This window comes from Streptomyces sp. NPDC033165 (assembly GCF_055577965.1).
In genome coordinates, this window is sequence record NZ_JBVIPK010000003.1 from 319,089 (window position 1) to 334,922 (window position 15,834).

Annotated in this window: 18 protein-coding genes; 8 read left to right on the top strand and 10 right to left on the bottom strand. The window is 68.1% G+C overall.

Features of this window, described 5'->3' with window-relative positions; genetic code table 11:
• Window position 1: 1 nt before the first annotated feature.
• The 10 genes from repSA to ACZ5WC_RS09270 form a co-directional block, all read right to left on the bottom strand.
• On the bottom strand, window positions 2-1,399 hold the full coding sequence (repSA, locus tag ACZ5WC_RS09225; RefSeq protein WP_468540212.1) for a replication initiator protein RepSA: 1,398 nt from the start codon (window positions 1,397-1,399) through the stop codon (window positions 2-4).
• Window positions 1,396-2,493 carry a DNA cytosine methyltransferase gene (locus ACZ5WC_RS09230; RefSeq protein ID WP_468540213.1) on the bottom strand — a complete coding sequence of 366 codons (1,098 nt, stop codon included), beginning with the start codon at window positions 2,491-2,493 and terminating at the stop codon, window positions 1,396-1,398. Before ACZ5WC_RS09230 ends, repSA begins: the two co-directional genes overlap by 4 nt.
• Window positions 2,490-2,690, bottom strand: a complete 201-nt coding sequence (locus ACZ5WC_RS09235) for a hypothetical protein (RefSeq protein WP_030295431.1) — start codon at window positions 2,688-2,690, stop codon at window positions 2,490-2,492. Before ACZ5WC_RS09235 ends, ACZ5WC_RS09230 begins: the two co-directional genes overlap by 4 nt.
• A 5-nt stretch (window positions 2,691-2,695) precedes the next feature.
• Entirely contained in the window at window positions 2,696-2,878 is a 183-nt protein-coding gene (locus ACZ5WC_RS09240; RefSeq protein ID WP_468540214.1) for a hypothetical protein, read from the bottom strand.
• A 91-nt stretch (window positions 2,879-2,969) separates the two neighbouring features.
• Window positions 2,970-3,302, bottom strand: coding sequence for a SpdD protein (locus ACZ5WC_RS09245; protein WP_468540215.1), 333 nt, complete (start codon window positions 3,300-3,302; stop codon window positions 2,970-2,972).
• Between the two features lie 15 nt (window positions 3,303-3,317).
• Window positions 3,318-3,506 (bottom strand): mobile element transfer protein, encoded by a 189-nt coding sequence (locus ACZ5WC_RS09250; RefSeq protein WP_030295435.1) that lies wholly within the window; start codon window positions 3,504-3,506, stop codon window positions 3,318-3,320.
• 20 nt (window positions 3,507-3,526) lie between these two features.
• Window positions 3,527-4,204 carry a DUF2637 domain-containing protein gene (locus ACZ5WC_RS09255; protein ID WP_468540216.1) on the bottom strand — a complete coding sequence of 226 codons (678 nt, stop codon included), beginning with the start codon at window positions 4,202-4,204 and terminating at the stop codon, window positions 3,527-3,529.
• An 80-nt stretch (window positions 4,205-4,284) separates the two neighbouring features.
• Window positions 4,285-4,473, bottom strand: a complete 189-nt coding sequence (locus tag ACZ5WC_RS09260) for a hypothetical protein (protein WP_468540217.1) — start codon at window positions 4,471-4,473, stop codon at window positions 4,285-4,287.
• Between the two features lie 87 nt (window positions 4,474-4,560).
• Window positions 4,561-5,910, bottom strand: coding sequence for an FtsK/SpoIIIE domain-containing protein (locus ACZ5WC_RS09265; protein ID WP_468540218.1), 1,350 nt, complete (start codon window positions 5,908-5,910; stop codon window positions 4,561-4,563).
• Window positions 5,911-5,912: 2 nt separating this feature from the next.
• A complete protein-coding gene (locus ACZ5WC_RS09270) occupies window positions 5,913-6,245 on the bottom strand; it encodes an SCO3933 family regulatory protein (RefSeq protein WP_007452857.1) in 333 nt (110 codons plus the stop codon).
• Window positions 6,246-6,386: 141 nt separating this feature from the next.
• Between ACZ5WC_RS09270 and ACZ5WC_RS09275 the strand changes: the two genes are divergently transcribed.
• From ACZ5WC_RS09275 to ACZ5WC_RS09310, 8 genes are all read left to right on the top strand, one after another.
• Window positions 6,387-7,160, top strand: coding sequence for a GntR family transcriptional regulator (locus ACZ5WC_RS09275; RefSeq protein ID WP_468540219.1), 774 nt, complete (start codon window positions 6,387-6,389; stop codon window positions 7,158-7,160).
• Between the two features lie 22 nt (window positions 7,161-7,182).
• Window positions 7,183-7,692, top strand: a complete 510-nt coding sequence (locus tag ACZ5WC_RS09280; RefSeq protein ID WP_468540220.1) for a GNAT family N-acetyltransferase — start codon at window positions 7,183-7,185, stop codon at window positions 7,690-7,692.
• A 589-nt stretch (window positions 7,693-8,281) separates the two neighbouring features.
• The gene (locus tag ACZ5WC_RS09285; protein ID WP_468540221.1) at window positions 8,282-8,548 is read left to right on the top strand and encodes a BrnT family toxin; all 267 of its coding nucleotides are present in this window, start codon (window positions 8,282-8,284) and stop codon (window positions 8,546-8,548) included.
• Window positions 8,549-8,550: 2 nt separating this feature from the next.
• Window positions 8,551-9,090: a hypothetical protein gene (locus tag ACZ5WC_RS09290; RefSeq protein WP_468540222.1), complete on the top strand. Its 540-nt coding sequence runs from the start codon at window positions 8,551-8,553 to the stop codon at window positions 9,088-9,090.
• Window positions 9,090-9,560, top strand: a complete 471-nt coding sequence (locus ACZ5WC_RS09295) for a hypothetical protein (RefSeq protein ID WP_468540223.1) — start codon at window positions 9,090-9,092, stop codon at window positions 9,558-9,560. Before ACZ5WC_RS09290 ends, ACZ5WC_RS09295 begins: the two co-directional genes overlap by 1 nt.
• 429 nt (window positions 9,561-9,989) lie before the next feature.
• A complete protein-coding gene (locus ACZ5WC_RS09300; protein ID WP_468540224.1) occupies window positions 9,990-10,430 on the top strand; it encodes a hypothetical protein in 441 nt (146 codons plus the stop codon).
• Window positions 10,427-11,080, top strand: coding sequence for a hypothetical protein (locus tag ACZ5WC_RS09305; RefSeq protein ID WP_468540225.1), 654 nt, complete (start codon window positions 10,427-10,429; stop codon window positions 11,078-11,080). The genes ACZ5WC_RS09300 and ACZ5WC_RS09305 overlap by 4 nt, the downstream gene beginning before the upstream one ends.
• 3 nt (window positions 11,081-11,083) lie before the next feature.
• Window positions 11,084-15,820 (top strand): putative T7SS-secreted protein, encoded by a 4,737-nt coding sequence (locus tag ACZ5WC_RS09310; protein ID WP_468540226.1) that lies wholly within the window; start codon window positions 11,084-11,086, stop codon window positions 15,818-15,820.
• Window positions 15,821-15,834 lie beyond the last annotated feature (14 nt).

A 15,834-nucleotide genomic window follows, 5' to 3' on the forward strand; every position in this document is an offset into this window, starting at 1 on the left:
ATCAGCATTCCCCTGTCTCTTCGAGTTCGGCACGGTGTTCGCGGGCGGTTTCGCGGTTGTGCTGGATGTCGCGGTGGATGTTGGCGGCGAGCCAGGATTCGCCGGGGGTGTGGCCGTGTCCGGCGTAGGCCCAGTGCGCGAGCGTGAGCGTGGTGGCTTCCGGGTGGTCGTCGGGGTCGGGGAGGCCGAGGGCGGCGCGTTGTTCGGCGGCGCGGTAGTCGGCGCGGACCTGGCGAAGGGCGCCGAGGGTGGTGGAGTAGGCGCGGGATTTGGTGGAGAAGTGGCCGCGGAAGCCGAGCATGTGGGCCCAGTCGCGGAGCTTGCGTTCCGGGTAGGCGTGATGCAGGTCGAGGCACGCCTCGATCAGCCGCCGGGGATGCTCGGGCACGTCGAGCAGCACCAGGGCTTCCTTGTTGCCGACCCGGTGGTCGACGGTCCCGGTCGTCTCGGCGGCTTTGGTGGCGTACTTGGCGACGTAGGAGGCGACGGCTTGTTCGGTGAGGTCTTCGCCGTTGCCGAATGCGCCGATCGGCTGCACGTCGAGCTGTGTGCCCCACCGCAGCGTCCAGCCGTCGTTGATCCCGGCTTCCGGAACGGCCGGCACAGCCACTTCGACGCGTGCGGCGGCGGCGCGGATTGCGTCGTCCAGGAGGTCGAGGGTGGCCCAGGCCGGGGGTGGGGTGTCGGGGCCTTCGGGTCCGTCGAAGCGGATCACCGCGTGGAAGTGCACGGCTCCGCGCTTCTGGTACTCCGCGACCTTCCCGAAGGACACCTTGGACTGTTCGCGGGCGGCTTTCTGGGTAAGCCCGGCGCGGCGGGCGATTTCGCGGCGGAGGTAGATCGTGAAGTAGCGCCAGAGGTCGGAGGCGTGGTTGTTCCACAGCACCGCCCCCGCATAGTCGTAGGTGTCCGGGTCGAGCGGCGTGCCCAGCTCCGGGGCGTCCTCGGTGTGCCGGGTGCCGCAGCGGCAGGTGCGGTTGCCGGGCCGGTTGTGGACCGGGCCGAACGACGGGGCCGTCAGCGTGGCAAAGACCCGGGGGTGATCCCTGATCGTGGTCGGGGTGCCCTTGTCGGGGTCGCCGGTGAGGCCGGCGCGGATGAGGTGGTAGGTGTCGCCTGCGTAGGTCCAGGCGCAGGCGGGGCAGCGGGAGGCACGGCGGTTGCCACAGGCGATCCGGAGGCGCCCACCCGGTTCGGTGTCCGTGGAGTAGTGGTGCAGCAGGGTGCCGGTTGCCCGGTCGATGGTCTTGGTGGCGCCGGTGAGGTGGATGGGCTGGGAGCAGCCGCCGGTGCGGCGGAGTTGTTCGGTGAGGCGGTCGAAGCCGGGAGACCCGGCCACCCTCAGCAGGTCGGTGAGGGTAGCCGGGTCCAGGCCCGCCATGGTGGCGGTGTCACTCATGCGGCCACCTCCAGGGCGGCGGGGGTGAGCACGCTGGTGAGGACGGTGGTGGCCAGGAGCGGGGGAACCGCGTTGCCGACCTGCTCGAACTGCTTGGTCCTGGTGCCCTGGAAGGGGTAGCCGGGCGGGAAGCTCTGGAGTGCGGCGGCTTCGGTGACCGTGATCCGTACGGATTCGGGTGTGTCGGGGTGGCTGCGTGTCCAGGTGATGCGGGCGGAGTTGTGGCCGAAGGCGACGGTCGGGGCGGGCTCGTGGATGCCCCGGACGGTGGCGTTGGGCTGGTTGCCGTTGCGCAGGGCCCACGCGCCCCGTTCCTGCTCGGCCAGGAGTGCGTTGCGGGCTGCGGTGGGGAAGGGTTCGGCGCCGCCGCTTTTGCCGCCGCCGGCGGTGACGGTGGGGGCGGTACGGTCAGTTGCTCCCCAGCCGAGGGCATCGGCCATCGAGACCCAGGGCAGCCGTCCAGGGCCGAAGAGGCTTTCGGGTTCGGCGGAGCGGGCGTGGGTGGCTTCGGGCGGGGTGACGGTGTGGTGGCGGGAGGCCAGGAGGAAGGCGCGGCGGCGGGTCTGGGGGACTCCGTAGTCGGCCGCGTTGAGGATTCCGGCCCAGGTCGAGTATCCGGCGGTCCGCAGGAGTGCGGCGGTGTGGCGGAAGAGGGGCAGGGCCGCCGGGACTTCCTCCAGGGCGACCCATTCCGGGTGGAGGTCCAGTGCGTAGCGCAGGGGTTCGGCGACCAGGAGCGATCGGGGGTCCGAGCACCTGACCCGGAGGAGATGGCGGGTGTCCCTTCCACGGGCGAGGTCGTCCAGGGCCTGGTGGCACAGGTCCATGTCGTCATGTCCGGCACCGAGACCCGCCGCGCTGAACGGCTGGCACGGGGCCGACCCGATCAGCCCGGCAACCTTCCCGGCCAGCGGCGCGGTGGGGTAGGCGGCGACATCGGTCCGGATCGTGAGGTGCCCGGCCGCCCGGCGGGTGGCACAGGCGGCTGCGTCGATCTCCAGCCCGATGTCCCGGACACCCAGGGCGCGTAATCCCTGGGACCAGCCGCCGGGACCGGCGAACAGGTCCAGCACGTGAGCGGGAGCGGTACTCATCGGCGTCCACCCCCGTTGCGGTGGGCCGGGCCATGGTTCGCGGTGTAGCCCTCGACCAGGGCCTTGACCTGGCTGTCGCCCGTCGCGGTGGCGGTGGCCCCGCAGTGGCAGACGGCCGAGCCGGTAGCCGGGGCGTTCGGGGACGGCTTGCTGACGTGGAGGCCAGGGCGGTCCGGGGTGGGGGTCAGGTCGGCCATGGCGCTCACGCCCCGACCCGGGTGTGGGCGCGAGCGGTGGAGGTGTGGCCGGTGCCCTGGCAGGCGGGGCAGTTCGCGGCGATGGTCTGGCGCTGTCCGTCGGGGGTGGTCTGGCCGGTGGTGATAGTGACGGTGGGGAAGCCGTCGCAGTGGCCGCAGATCGGCCGGGGCAGGGTGTGCTGGGGCATGATGGGATCTCCCTTTCGGGTCCGTTGGATCTGGAAGTGGTGGGCGCCCGGGGCGGCGGAAACTTGGCGGTGGAAGCCGCCCCGGGGGCTGTCAGCGGTTGTTCGGGCGGTTGAGCAGCGAGCGCAGGACCACGGCGCACACGGCGACCGAGGCGGCGGTGATCGCGGTCGCCAGCAGCATCGAGACCAGGACCGTCCCGACGACCAAGACCACGGCGGTCCCGCCGGCGGCGGCGACGAGCAGCGAGCCCGGGGTGAACCGAACAGCCGGACCAGCGGGCGGAGCAGCCGGAACCGGGGCCGGGGTGGTCGGGGTGTGGTGGCAGGTGCAGGCCGGAGGGTGCACGAGGCCGGTGAGCGGCGGGACGAGGGACGTTCCGGGTGTGGGTGCGGTGTCCGGGGGCGGGATCTTCGGGGTGAACACGGGTGGGGCCTCCTGTCAGGGGTTGCAGCGGTGGGTGCGGGCGGCGAGTTCGGCGGCGGCGCGGCCGTGGTAGTCGGCGGAGAAGTCGCAGCGGGGGGCGGTGCAGGCGGCGACGTGCTTGGTGCGGCCCCGGCCGTCGTAGTAGGTGCCGACCTGAACGGGACCGAAGCGGACCACGTTCGTGAAGCGATTCGGACGCGGCATCGCAGGAACCTCCTTATGGATTAGGCGAGTTGGGCGGTAATGGCGTCAGCGAGGGGTGCGGGGACGCCGAGGCGGGCGCGCAGGGTGGCCGAGTCGATCCGGGCACCGGTCGTGGCGTGGTGGGCGTCGGAGAGCTTCCGGGCGTGGTCGAGCAGCGCCGGCGGAACAGCCGCCGGGGCAGGAGCCGGAACAGGCACCGGGGCGGGGTCGGCGGCCGGTGCCGGCGGGAGTTCCGGAGCCGGGTCGGGAGCCCGTTCCACCGTCACGTCCGGGACCGGCTCAGCGGCCGGAGCAGCCAGCGGCGCGGCAGCCGGCGCGGGGTCCGGTTCGGCGGGCGCGGTGGTCGGAGCGTGGACGAGGAGGGTGCCGCCGAGGAAGGCGAGGGCGGGCCAGCCGGCGACGAGGATGCGCAACCAGGCCGGGACGTCGTTGAGGTCGAGGAGTCCGGCGGTGGCGACGTTTGCGCCGAGGGACGCGGCCAGGGCGATGACGAACCACGCCCAGGCGGCCCGGTTGTCGGCGGTGGCACGCATGCGACGCCAGGCCGCGACCAGCAGGAGGTCGACGCTGACGGGGTAGGCCCAGGCTTTCCAGCCGTCCTGCCCAGCCGCCTCCGCCAGATCGTGCAGGTGCGCGAAGGACAGGGCACCGGCAATCACGGCCTGGATGAGTACGGCGTCGATACGAATGCGGGACATAGGGGTTCACCTCCTTTCGAGGGGTGGCCGGTGCCGGGCGGGGAACAGGGGCCGCCGCCGGGCACCGGGGCGTGGGGTGGTCAGGCGTCGGGAGCGGTGCCGGAGCCGAGGCAGTTGAGGCAGATGCCGTCCTGCTGTCCGACCGGGCGGCGCTTGCGTCCGACGCGGACCGTGGCGGCGACCATCCCGGACCCGTCACACGGCGAGCAGACAACCGACGCGGGCTGGGTGTTCTTCGGGGGCTTGGTGGTGGTCCGACGGGTGGCCATGGCGGTGGTTCCTTCCGGTTCCAGACATGGGCGGGGTAGGGACCTGGCGCGAGACAGTCACGCCAACTGGCGGTGCAGGGTGGAGTGTTAGCTGGTTGCCGGGCGGGGCTTGAGGAGCGGGGAGCCCGGGGCCGGGGCGGCGGAGACGGCCGGCCGGAAGAGTGCCAGAGCGGCAAGGTGCGGGGTGAGGTGCGCGAACTCGGCGCAGACCGCGACGGCTTCGGCCGGGGTCATGGCGGGGGTGCGGATGCGGGACCAGCCGCCGGAGGAGTCCCCGGCCACCGCGACACCGGGACGGTCCGGCGGGATGGTGGTGGCGGCGAAGACCGCTTCGGGGGCGATGTCCCCGAGCGCCATTTCGGCGGTCTGCTTGTCGTTGACCCGGTGCACCACACGCCCGGTGAGCTGAGCCCGCAGGGCGGTAGCTCCCTTGCCGAGGTCGGAGCCGAAGCGCTGCCCACAGACCTCCAGGAAGATCCCGACCGCGCGGGCCATCTGCGCGAGCCGGATCATCCGCATCACCATCCGGTCCCGCCGCTCCTCATCCTTCTTCGCAGCCACGAGGAACAGCTCCGCGACCTCATCGACCAGGACAAACAAGGGCACCGGGCGCACCTTCGCAGGCAGGCCCCACAGGTCCGAGACACCGTGGCTGCTGAGGAGGTCGAAGCGGTCTTCCATCTCGCCCACGAGGGCTTCCAGCAGGCCGTCAGCCTCGTCCGGGGTGATCGCGAGGGCGGAGAGGCGGGGTGCGTAGCCGCGCTGTTCGACTCCCCGTTTGCAGTCGATGCCGACCAGGCCGACGGGGAGCTTGGCGAGGCCGGAGATGAGGTTGCGCTGATACATCGACTTGCCCGACTGGTTCGCGCCGACCGTCAGGGCGTGCGGGACCTTCTGGTAGTCCCGGACGAACGCCGTACCGTCCTCGCGCAGCGCCACCGGCACGACCAGCGGACCGGCGGTGGTGTTGCGAGGCAGGCGGCGGGGCATCTTCACCCGGCGCAGCACGTCGTAGCCGGTCATCCTCAGTTCCACGAACCCGGGCTTCACCTCCACCACATGGACGGAGTGGACGCCCCAGGCGTGGCGGAGCCGTTCGGAGGCGGCGGACACGTCGGCAGGCTCCAGACCAGCCGGGAGGCGAAGCGTCGCCCGCATCCCGGTCGAGGAGTAGCGGACCCGGCGGACCTGCGGGGGAACCGGCTGGACCTCCTGACGGGCCACGTTGCGGACCATGAACGCCCGCAGGCGGGACGGCTGGACCGTCAGCCCGCACACATCCATCGTCGCCCGATACGTCACCGAGAACCGGACCCGGGCGACCGGAGCACCGACCAGCGACCAGAACACCCGAGGAGACCGGGCCTTCGCGTAACCGAGGCCACCGGCAGCCGATAAGGCCCCCGCCACCTCGATCACCGTGGACAGGTCCGACATGATCAGGCCCCCAGCGGGGTCACAGCCACCGCACGGAAGCTGATCCCGTGCCGGGTCTGGCCGTTGAACGTGTTCTCCCAGTCCCGGGCCTTGAGGCCGACCACCGTGACCGGGGTGCCCGGGGCCAGGTTCTCCGGGACGCCCGTGTTCGGCACGGTCACCTGGTAGAGGTTGCCCTCTCCCTCGTCCGCGACCAGCAGACCCACCGTCGCGAGCGGGGCACCGGTCTCCCGGTCGATCGCGATCTCACCGGTCTGCTTGCTCACGAGCTTCGGCGTCGGAGGCGTCGCCACGAACACGACAGCGGTCGAAACATCGATCTTGAAGGACGGCATGAGCGTCTCCCTCATCGCGTGGGGCAGCACGAGAAGCGCCAGCCCCAACTGGCTTGAGCCACTTACTGGCTTAAGCCAGTTGAGCACGTCAGGGGATGCGCCGTCAAGCTTCTGGCTTGAGCCAGTTGCTACGCTGTCGGCATGACCCCGTCCGAGACCCCTACTCAGCAGCCAGCAAGCAGACGCATCGCGGAAGAACTACGCCGGCGGATCCGCGACGGAGAGATCCCGGCCGGCGAGAAGTTGCCTTCGGAGCGCGCCTTGGCCGAGGAGTACGGGGCCGCTCGCAACACGGCGCGCGAGGCTGTACGGCTGCTCGCGGAGCAAGGCCTCGTGACTGCCAAGCACGGACGGGGGGTGTTCGTCCGCGAGCCGCAGAAGCTGTTCAGATTCGGGAGCGATCGGTACTCGATCAAGAACCGGGAGACTGGGCTAACCCCCTTCCGGCTAGAGGCACAGCGCCAAGGCAAGACGCCGAGGATTGACGTGCTCTACATCGAGCGTGAAACGCCGCCGCTTGACGTGGCGGAGCGCCTCGGTGTGGCCTCGGCCGAACAGAGCGTCGTGCACCGGGAGAACCACTACTTCGCCGACGACGAACCCGTTCAGATCGTCTCGACGTACCTCCGGTGGGACGAGGCGCAGGGCACCCTGCTCATGCAGCCGAATACCGGTAAGGACGGAATCTATGGGCGGCTGGAGGATCTAGGGCACGTCATGACGCGGGTCCGTGACGAGATCAGCGCGCGGATGCCGACGCCAGAGGAAGCCCGGTTCCTCCAGTTGCTGCCAGGGGTGCCGGTTCTGGAGGTGCTCCACACCAGCCTTGATCAGGACTTGCAGCCGTTCGAGGTGTCCAGGTACGTACACCGAGCCGACCAAACAGGACTGCTCTACGAATTGCCGGTTGAGTAGACCGCACTGGAGGGGGAAACGCATGTCAACGGCCACAGTTCGCCCGCGTGAGTCACGTGACCTTGCGGAGGCGGCAACCGTTCTCACCGCAGTACACGAATCCGACGGATACCCAGTCGAAGGGGTGAAGGACCCAGAAGCTTGGCTGTCTCCAGGAGGACTTCTGGCGGCATGGGTCGCGGAACTCGATGGACATGTGGTGGGGCATGTCGCCATCAACAGCCCGCAGCCGGGGGAAGAGGTAGCTCGGCTCTGGAGGGAAGAGAGCGGTGACGACGACTCCCACATCGGGGTCCTGGCCCGACTCTTCGTGGCGCGTCAGGCACGAAAGGCGTCAGTCGGCAAACTCCTCATGGAAGCCGCTACGGCCTACGCCCGAGACAGGCGCCTGCGCTTGGTGCTGGAGGTCTTGACGAAGGATGCAGCTGCGATCCGCCTCTATGAACGCCTCGGCTGGCAACGCATCGGTGAGGCCGTCCACACCTTCGGAGGCAAGCAGGTCGACGCCGTCTGCTTCGTGGCACCCGCCTGACGACGAGAGCTGTTACAGGTTTCTCTACCTCATCAAGGCACCCGGCTGCGCTCCGCTCCGCCGGGCGCGCTTCCCGGCTCTGGCTGCGCCCGCGCTCCTGCCTTCGGCCCGCTCGGCGCTGCCGCCGCCGACGCGCGCCCGCTGTGTAGGCCCGAGGGCATGAGTCGAGAACCAAGCCCGCGGCTTCAAGAGGATGCCTCCGGCGGGGGCGCTCAGACTCCGGGATGGGAGGGGCGCCGTTCGCGAGTGCCGGCCGGAGCGTGGCGAGCGTCGTGGGGCTCCCATCCCGACCACCTTCGACCCAGGCAGAGCCGAGCAGTCGCGGCCCAGGGCGTCAAGGTCGTTCGTACAGTAGCGCGCTCCACCTTGACGCCCTGAACCACGACCGCTCCACGGAGTGTGGGTCGAAGGCGGACGGGATGGGAGCTGGGCGAGTAGGTATGTGCGAGCGGGCTCCCTAACGTCCTGACAGCTGCCTCCGCAGCGGCAAATAGTCCACTTTACGACTCTCATGACGATATGAGTGTAGTTGTGTTTGAGACGTACCACAACGTGGTACGAAAAGTGGTAGGCGTGCTACTTTCAAGGCGTGCGCGTCGATGAGCTGATCTGGGACGACTGGAACGAGGAGCACATCGCCAAGCACGGTGTGTCCCCTGGCGAGGTTGAGGAAGCGTGCCAAACGAAGCCGGTTAAGGCCTACCGCACAAGGAACGATACTTACGCGCTGCTGGGAACCACGGACAGTGGACGCCACCTCTCCGTCTTCCTTGCCCCTCGCGGCAAAGGCGTCTTCTACGTTGTCACGGCTCGCGACATGCATCCGCGTGAACGCAGGAGCTTCGAAGGGAGATGAAGATGACTGACAAGGACCAGAGTTCAGTTGGCGGAGAGCGTGAATTGGAAGAGCTCGCAGAGTACTTCCAATCAACCAGCCTCACGGACATGGATGCTAGCGAGATCGCAGTTGAGCCCGCACGCTACCCCATGACATCTCGCTCTATTCGCATGGAACAGGCAATGATGCAGGAAATTCGCACGGTGGCGAAGAATCTTGACCTGCCCGTTACGCAGCTCATGCGTCATTGGATCAAGCAAGGACTAGAGCGGGAAAAGGCGGACTCCGCACGAAACGCAAGTTACACCGTGAAGGCTGCGTCGAATACTGAAAGCAACACTACGGCAGCCACGGGAAATCGAAAATCACGTGCAATGCTCCCCGCACGAGGCCGCTCGTACTCTGAAAGGCTCATGCGTCAAATCGCAAAGACAGACAGCGACTCTGACATGGGGCAGCAGATCGAACGCAGCGTCCTGAAAGTGCGCGCAATGAGGGGATCTCTAACCTCAAAAAAAGAGGTTCGAAGCTCGAACAAGAGGGAGCGGAGCAGTAACTGATGTTTGACCCGAACACAGATCACGTCCTCACTTCTCTGGTTAATATCATCAATGCTTCGCAGGGCGAGGAGGACGGCCCCGGCCTTGTCCTCACTGTGGGCGGCCTGACCGTAAGCGGCAACCTCATCCCAAACTGGCTGTGGTTCATGGGAATGCGCCAGCAGATCGCCGGGGCGAGTGGCGATGATTCCACGGAGCCTGCGGAGGCTTCCGGAATGGAGCTCTTCTTCAAGTCCTGGGAGGACGTAGCGACCTCCGGACGAGCGGAAGAGGAAGCAGCGCTAGCTGCGGCCGAAAATCTAGCACCGCGCTATCAGCAAGCTATCCAAGATAAAGATTCGACCGTCTTCATTCACCTTCGAGACGCTCGAATCTATCAACCTGGCCAAGTTGGGCTCCCGGGAAACGGAATGTACTGGAGGGGTCGACTAAACGAAGTGACTGGGTGGTCCTTCGGGAAGCTAGGATGAAGATCTGCGGGACCAGTTCACCAGCATCGCCACCCCTGGGTCGGCACTGGCGTATTGAAGTTACTTCGGGACGAGAGGGCGGCACTCAACGCCGTGCCCGATCCGTGCCCGTCAGAGCGGTCAGCCACGGCAAATAGCGGGCGTCGAGGGAAGCCCCTGTAGGCCCCCTTGACGCCCGTTACCGCTGGTCAGAACGACGCCGCGACCTGTAAACGCGTTGATTCCCAAGCTCAGAGCGCGAGTTCGATTCTCGTCACCCGCTCTTTGATGAAGGCCCTGGTCAGCGACCGGGGCCCTTCTTGTGTTCGGGGCCGGGCCGTGGTGTGGAGGCTGTGGGAACGACTGGAACCGCGTGGTTGCCGTCGTGCGTGGTGTCCTAGCGTGTGCGGAGGCGAAGAGTGACAGCTCACGTACGGGGGAGGGCTTCCGATGAGTGACGGGGCAGCGCTGGCGGACCGGATAGCCGAGCGGCGGTCCGGGCTCGGGGATCCGGGGGCGCTCGTGGGTGAGCTGCGGCGGGCTCTCGTTCTCGTGCCGTACGACCGGGGCGGGTTGTGGACCGCCGAGTTCGGCGGGGTGCGGTGGGTGTGCGGGTTCACCGATGAGGCCGCTCTGGCCCGGTTCGCCGAGGAGCGGGCCGTGGTGGAGGGGACTGCCGGGGCAACCTCCAGGAGTTGGGAGTACGCCGTGTTTCGGGGGGCCCGGTTGCTGGACGAGGTCATTCCGGCGATGGGCGTGCCGGCCGGGGTCGCGGTGAACGTGGCTGATCCGGACGGTTCTATGTTGTTCCCGCCGGTCGTGGGGATCGTTCCGGATGCCGTCGCCGTCGATGCCGATGCCGGCGTACCCGGCGGGGGGCGGGAGCTGTGAGCGGTACGGGGGCTGAAGACCTCAACGTCGATCCGGTCAGCGTTCAGAAGATCACCAGCGGGCTGCGCGGGGCCGTGGCCGAGTTGAAGGAGATCGGCGACGGCACGGGTGCGGTGCTGGGCAAGGGGCTGTCCGAGCTGTCGATGACCGGGATGGAGGCCGGGCATCACGGGCTGTCCGTGGACTTCGAGGACTTCTGCGAGCGGTGGGAGTGGGGCGTCCGCGCGCTCGTCCAGGACGCCAACGCGATCGCGGCCAAGCTCGGGCTGGCGGCGGGGATCGTGTGGGAGGAGGACCAGTACGTCCAGGGCACGCTGAAGATCGCCGTGAACGCGGGCGTCGGGAATCCGCATGCCTCGGAGGACGAGATCGTCCAGCAGGACTGGGGCGATGTGTTCACCCCGGACTACCTGAGCCCGGACTACAGCCGCGAATCGTTCGAGCGGACCGCCGACGAGGCCGGGCAGACCTGGACGGACACCGGGCGGGCACTCGTCACGGAAGGGAACGGCGGGCGACAGGCGGAGCAGCTGAACGAGCTGTTCGGTGTGGAGCAGCAGGCGTTCGACCGGTCCGTGGACGACATGTTCGGGCCATCGCCCGAGGAGCGGGCCCGGCAGCAGGAGCAGCAGGGCGGCGGGGGGAACTAGGCCATGGGGTTCAAGGATTTCGTCCGGGACCTCACACCCGATGTCGTCGAGGACGCGGTCGAGGACGGTGTCGAGTGGGCCGGTGACCGGGTCGAGGACGCCGGGAACTGGGCCGGTGACCGGCTGGACGATGTCGGCTGGGAGTCCGGGGCGGACTGGGTCCGGGAGAAGTCCCGGTCCGTCGCGAACCGGATGGGCGCCGAGGTCGACGAGATGGACCTCGGGCAGACCGAGGACAAGACCAAGCTCATCTACGGCAGTCCGTCCAAGATCCGGGCCGCCGCCACCCATCTGAGGAAGTTGCAGGGGTCGTTCGACCAGGTCGGCGGTGGGCTCAAGGGAGTCGACTCTTCCGCGCTCAAGGGGCAGGCCGCCGACGCCTTCCGGGACTCCGTGTCCATCGAGCCGCCCAAGTGGTTCAAGGCCGCCGACGCCTTCGAGAAGGCCGCCGGCGCGCTCGACTCCTTCGCCGGGACCGTGGAATGGGCGCAGGGGCAGGCGCAGACCGCGATCGACAAGTGGAAGGCCGGGACCAAGGCGTCCGAGGACGCCAGGGACGCGTACAACGAGAAGACGACCACGTACAACAAGGCCGTCGACGCCTACAACGCCAAGCCCGCCGACGAGCGCGACCCCTCCACCCTGCCGCCCAAGCCCGGCGCCTTCAGCGACCCGGGCACAGCCCGGATGGAGGAGGCCCAGGAACTCCTCGCGGAGGCGCGCAAGCAGCGCAACACCGCTGCCGAGACCGCGCGCAAGTCCGTGACCGCGGCCCGGGACTCCGCACCGCCGAAGCCCCGGTACGCCGAGCAGGCCATGGACGGGCTCGCGGAATACCAGGTGATCAAGACCCATATCGCGGGCGGCGTCGTCAAAGGCGCGGCGGGCATCCTGAACTTCGCGCGCAGCGTCAACCCGACGGACCCGTACAACATCACGCACCCCGCGGAGTACGCGCTCGCGCTCAACAACACCGCCGCCGGGCTCGTCCGGGTCGCCAACGACCCCTGGGGCACCGGCAAGCAGATGCTCGACGGGTTCATGAAGGATCCGGCCGAGGGGTTCGGGCGGCTCCTGCCCGACCTGGCCCTCACCGCCGCGACCGGCGGCGCGGGGGCCGGCGTCAAGGGTGCCCGGGTGGTGAAGGAGGCCGCCGACATCGCATCCGACGCCCGCAAACTCGAACGCGCCGCACCCGACGGCACCCACAACCGGCCCGACGGCGAGCGCACGAGCGAGGGCACCGACCCGGTCGACCTCGCATCCGGCCGCATGTTCCTGCCCCAGACCGACGTTGTCCTGCCCGGCGTGCTGCCCCTCTCCTTCACCCGCCGGGCCGAATCGGGCTACACCGCAGGCCGGTTCTTCGGCCCCTCCTGGTCCTCCACCGTCGACGAGCGCCTGGAGATCGACGCCAACGGCGTCATCCACGTCACCGACGACGGACTGCTCATCACCTACCCGCACCCCGTCCCCGGGCTACCCACCCGCCCCGAGAGCGGGACCTCACGCTCCACCCTGAACCGCAACGAGGACGGCGGCTACACCGTGACCGATCCGGACAGCGGTCACACACACCACTTCACCGCCCCGAGCGGAGCCGATCCTGGCGGGAACGGCACCACCTGGCTCGTTCAGATCAGCGACCGCAACAACAACACCATCACCATCGACCGAACCGACGACGGCACACCCCAGGCACTCGTCCACTCCGGTGGCTACCACCTGCAATTGACCTTGGCCGAGGGGCTCGTCACCGGTCTGGCTCTGCTCAGCACCACGGATATCAGCAAGGGACTCACTGCCTCCGCGTGTGCGGCACGTCAACTGCGCGCCTACGGCTACACGGACGGCAACCTCACCACTGTCACGAAGCCGACAGGTGCCACACTCACCTTCACCTATGACGACCGACGGAGGGTGACAGCCTGGGAAGACTCCAACAGCAGCCGTTACCACTACGCCTACGACGAGCGGGATCGCGTCATCGCGCAGGGGGGCGAGGCGGGCCACTTCCAACTGACCTTGGCATACGACGAACCCCACCTGTCCACGGGGCACCGCAACACTGTCCTGACCACGGCTGACGGCCGCTGCACACGCCATCTCGTTGACAGCAGGTGCCGAGTCCTCGCGACCACCGACCCGTTGGGAAACACCAGCCAGGACACCTTCGACGCAGCCGGGAACCGGCTGACGCACACCGACGCGCTGGGTCACGTCACCACGTTCGTGTACGACGAGGAGGGCAGGGTCTCCGGCGTCCTGCAGGCGGACGGCACACGACTGCGCGTGACACGGAACCAGTTGGGGCTGGTGACCGAATTCGTCGAAGCGGACGGGTCCCGCCGTCTGCAGGAGTTCGATGACTTCGGCAACCTCACGGCAGTCACCGAACCGGGCGGGGGCACCACCCGCTACACCCGTGACGCAGCAGGCCGCATCACCTCGATCACCGATGCGCTAGGACACTTGACCAACTTCCGCTGCAACGACGCAGGACTACCCGTGGAGGTCACCGACCCTCTCGGGGGCGCCAGCCGTTACGACCGGGACCCGCTGGGCCGTCCCACGCGTATCACCGATCCGCTGGGCGCCGTCACCCTGTTGCGGTGGACCGTGGACGGTGAACTCTGCGAGCGCACAGGCCCCGACGGCGCCACGGAGTCGTGGACCTACGACGGGGAGGGCAATCGACTGACCCACACAGATGCTGCCGGCGGAACGAGCCGGTTCGAATACACCCATTTCGACCTGCTGTCGGCTCGTACCGACCCCGACGGGGCTCGGTACGAGTTCACCCACGACACAGACCTGCGACTCGTCCAGGTCACCAACTCGCTAGGACACACCTGGTCATACTCCTACGATCAGGCAGGCCGGTTGGTTTCCGAGACCGACTTCGACGGTCGCACCGTGAGCTATGTCGTCGACGCGGCCGGGAGGATGACCGCCTCGGTCACTCCGCTGGGCGAGACCGTTTCCTACGCTCGCGATGCCCTCGGACGCGTCATCCGTAAGGACGTCGCCGGCCGGGTGACGACGCTCGCGTACGACGCTGCGGGACGGCTGGTGCAGGCGAACAGCCCGGACACCGAGCTGATCTATCAGTACGACCGGGCTGGGCGCGTGAAGACGGAGCTGGCCAACGGCCGAGCCACCACACACGCGTACGACGCTTTGGGTCGGCGGACCCGCCGAGTCACTCCCACAGGCCGGTCCACCACATACCGGTACGACGCGGCGGGACGGCTCACCGAGACGACCGCCGGTGAACGACGCATCACCTTCACCCACGACGCCGTCGGCCGGGAATCCAGGCGCGTCGTCGGTGACGCCTGCACCCTCGCCTTCGTCCGGGACGCGGCGGGCCGTCTCCGCGGCCAGCAACTCATCGGGCGCGATCGGAACATCTTGAACACACGCGCCTACACCTACCGCGCCGACGGATACCTCATCGGCCTGGACGACTCTCTGAGCGGCCCTCGCCGCTTCGATCTGGACAGATCCGGTCGCGTCACCAAGGTCACCGCCACCAATTGGAACGAGGCGTACGACTACGACGACGCCGGCAATCAGACCGCCGCCGATTGGCCTTCCTTCCACCCGGGCAGCGACTCCACCGGCCCTCGTTCCTACACCGGGTCCACCATCAACCGCGCAGGGAGCACCCGGTACGAGCACGACGCCGGCGGGCGCACCACCCTCCGCCAGAAGATCAGACTCTCCCGCAAGCCGGATACCTGGCGGTACGAGTGGGACCCTGAAGATCGCCTTACTGCGGTCACCACTCCGGACGGGACCCGGTGGCGGTATCGCTACGACCCTCTGGGCCGCCGGGTGGCCAAGGAACGCCTCGGCGAGGATCATCTGACCGTGGTGGAGGAGATCCGCTTCACCTGGGACGGAACCACCCTGTGCGAGCAGACCACCGTCTCCGCCGCACTACCGAACTCCGTCGTCCTCACCTGGGACCACCATGGACTTCGCCCTTTGGCCCAGACTGAACGGATCCTCTCTGAAGACGCGTCCCAACGCACCGTTGACGAGCGGTTCTTCGCCATGGTGACCGACCTGGTCGGAGCACCCACCGAACTCGTCGACGAGTCCGGTTCCCTGGCCTGGCACACCCGCACCACCCTCTGGGGCAGCACCACCTGGGCAAGGCACAGCACGGCGTACACACCGCTCCGCTTTCCAGGCCAGTACTACGATCCAGAAACCGGGCTCCACCACAACCACCATCGCCACTACGACCCGGAGACCGCTCGTTACCTGACTCCGGATCCGCTGGGCCTCGCTCCGGCGCCCAACCCGGCAGCCTACGTGCACAACCCACACACCTGGTCCGACCCACTGGGCTTGGCCCCACGCTGTCTGAACGACACGGGCCGCGAGGGTAAGGACATCAACGAGAACTTCGTGCCGGGCTCGGCCGAGGGGCAGCGACTCGCCGATCAGCTGCGCAGAGAGTCGGCGGGCTCGATCTTCAACGAGAGCGGTTGGCTCACGCCTGAGGCCATAGCTGACTCGCGACGGGTGATCGACGGTGAAAAGATCGGCAACCCCGCTGTGCGTGAAGCCATGACATCTGATGGAAGCAGTCTCAGCGACTGGGGCAAGTACACCACCAAAACACACCAGTCCCCTTACGGCGACTTCCAGGTGCACTACTATTACAACCCCGAAACAGGTCGACTTTTGAACTACGATTACAAGGTAATCATGAACAGGAGGTAATTTAGCATGCGCGT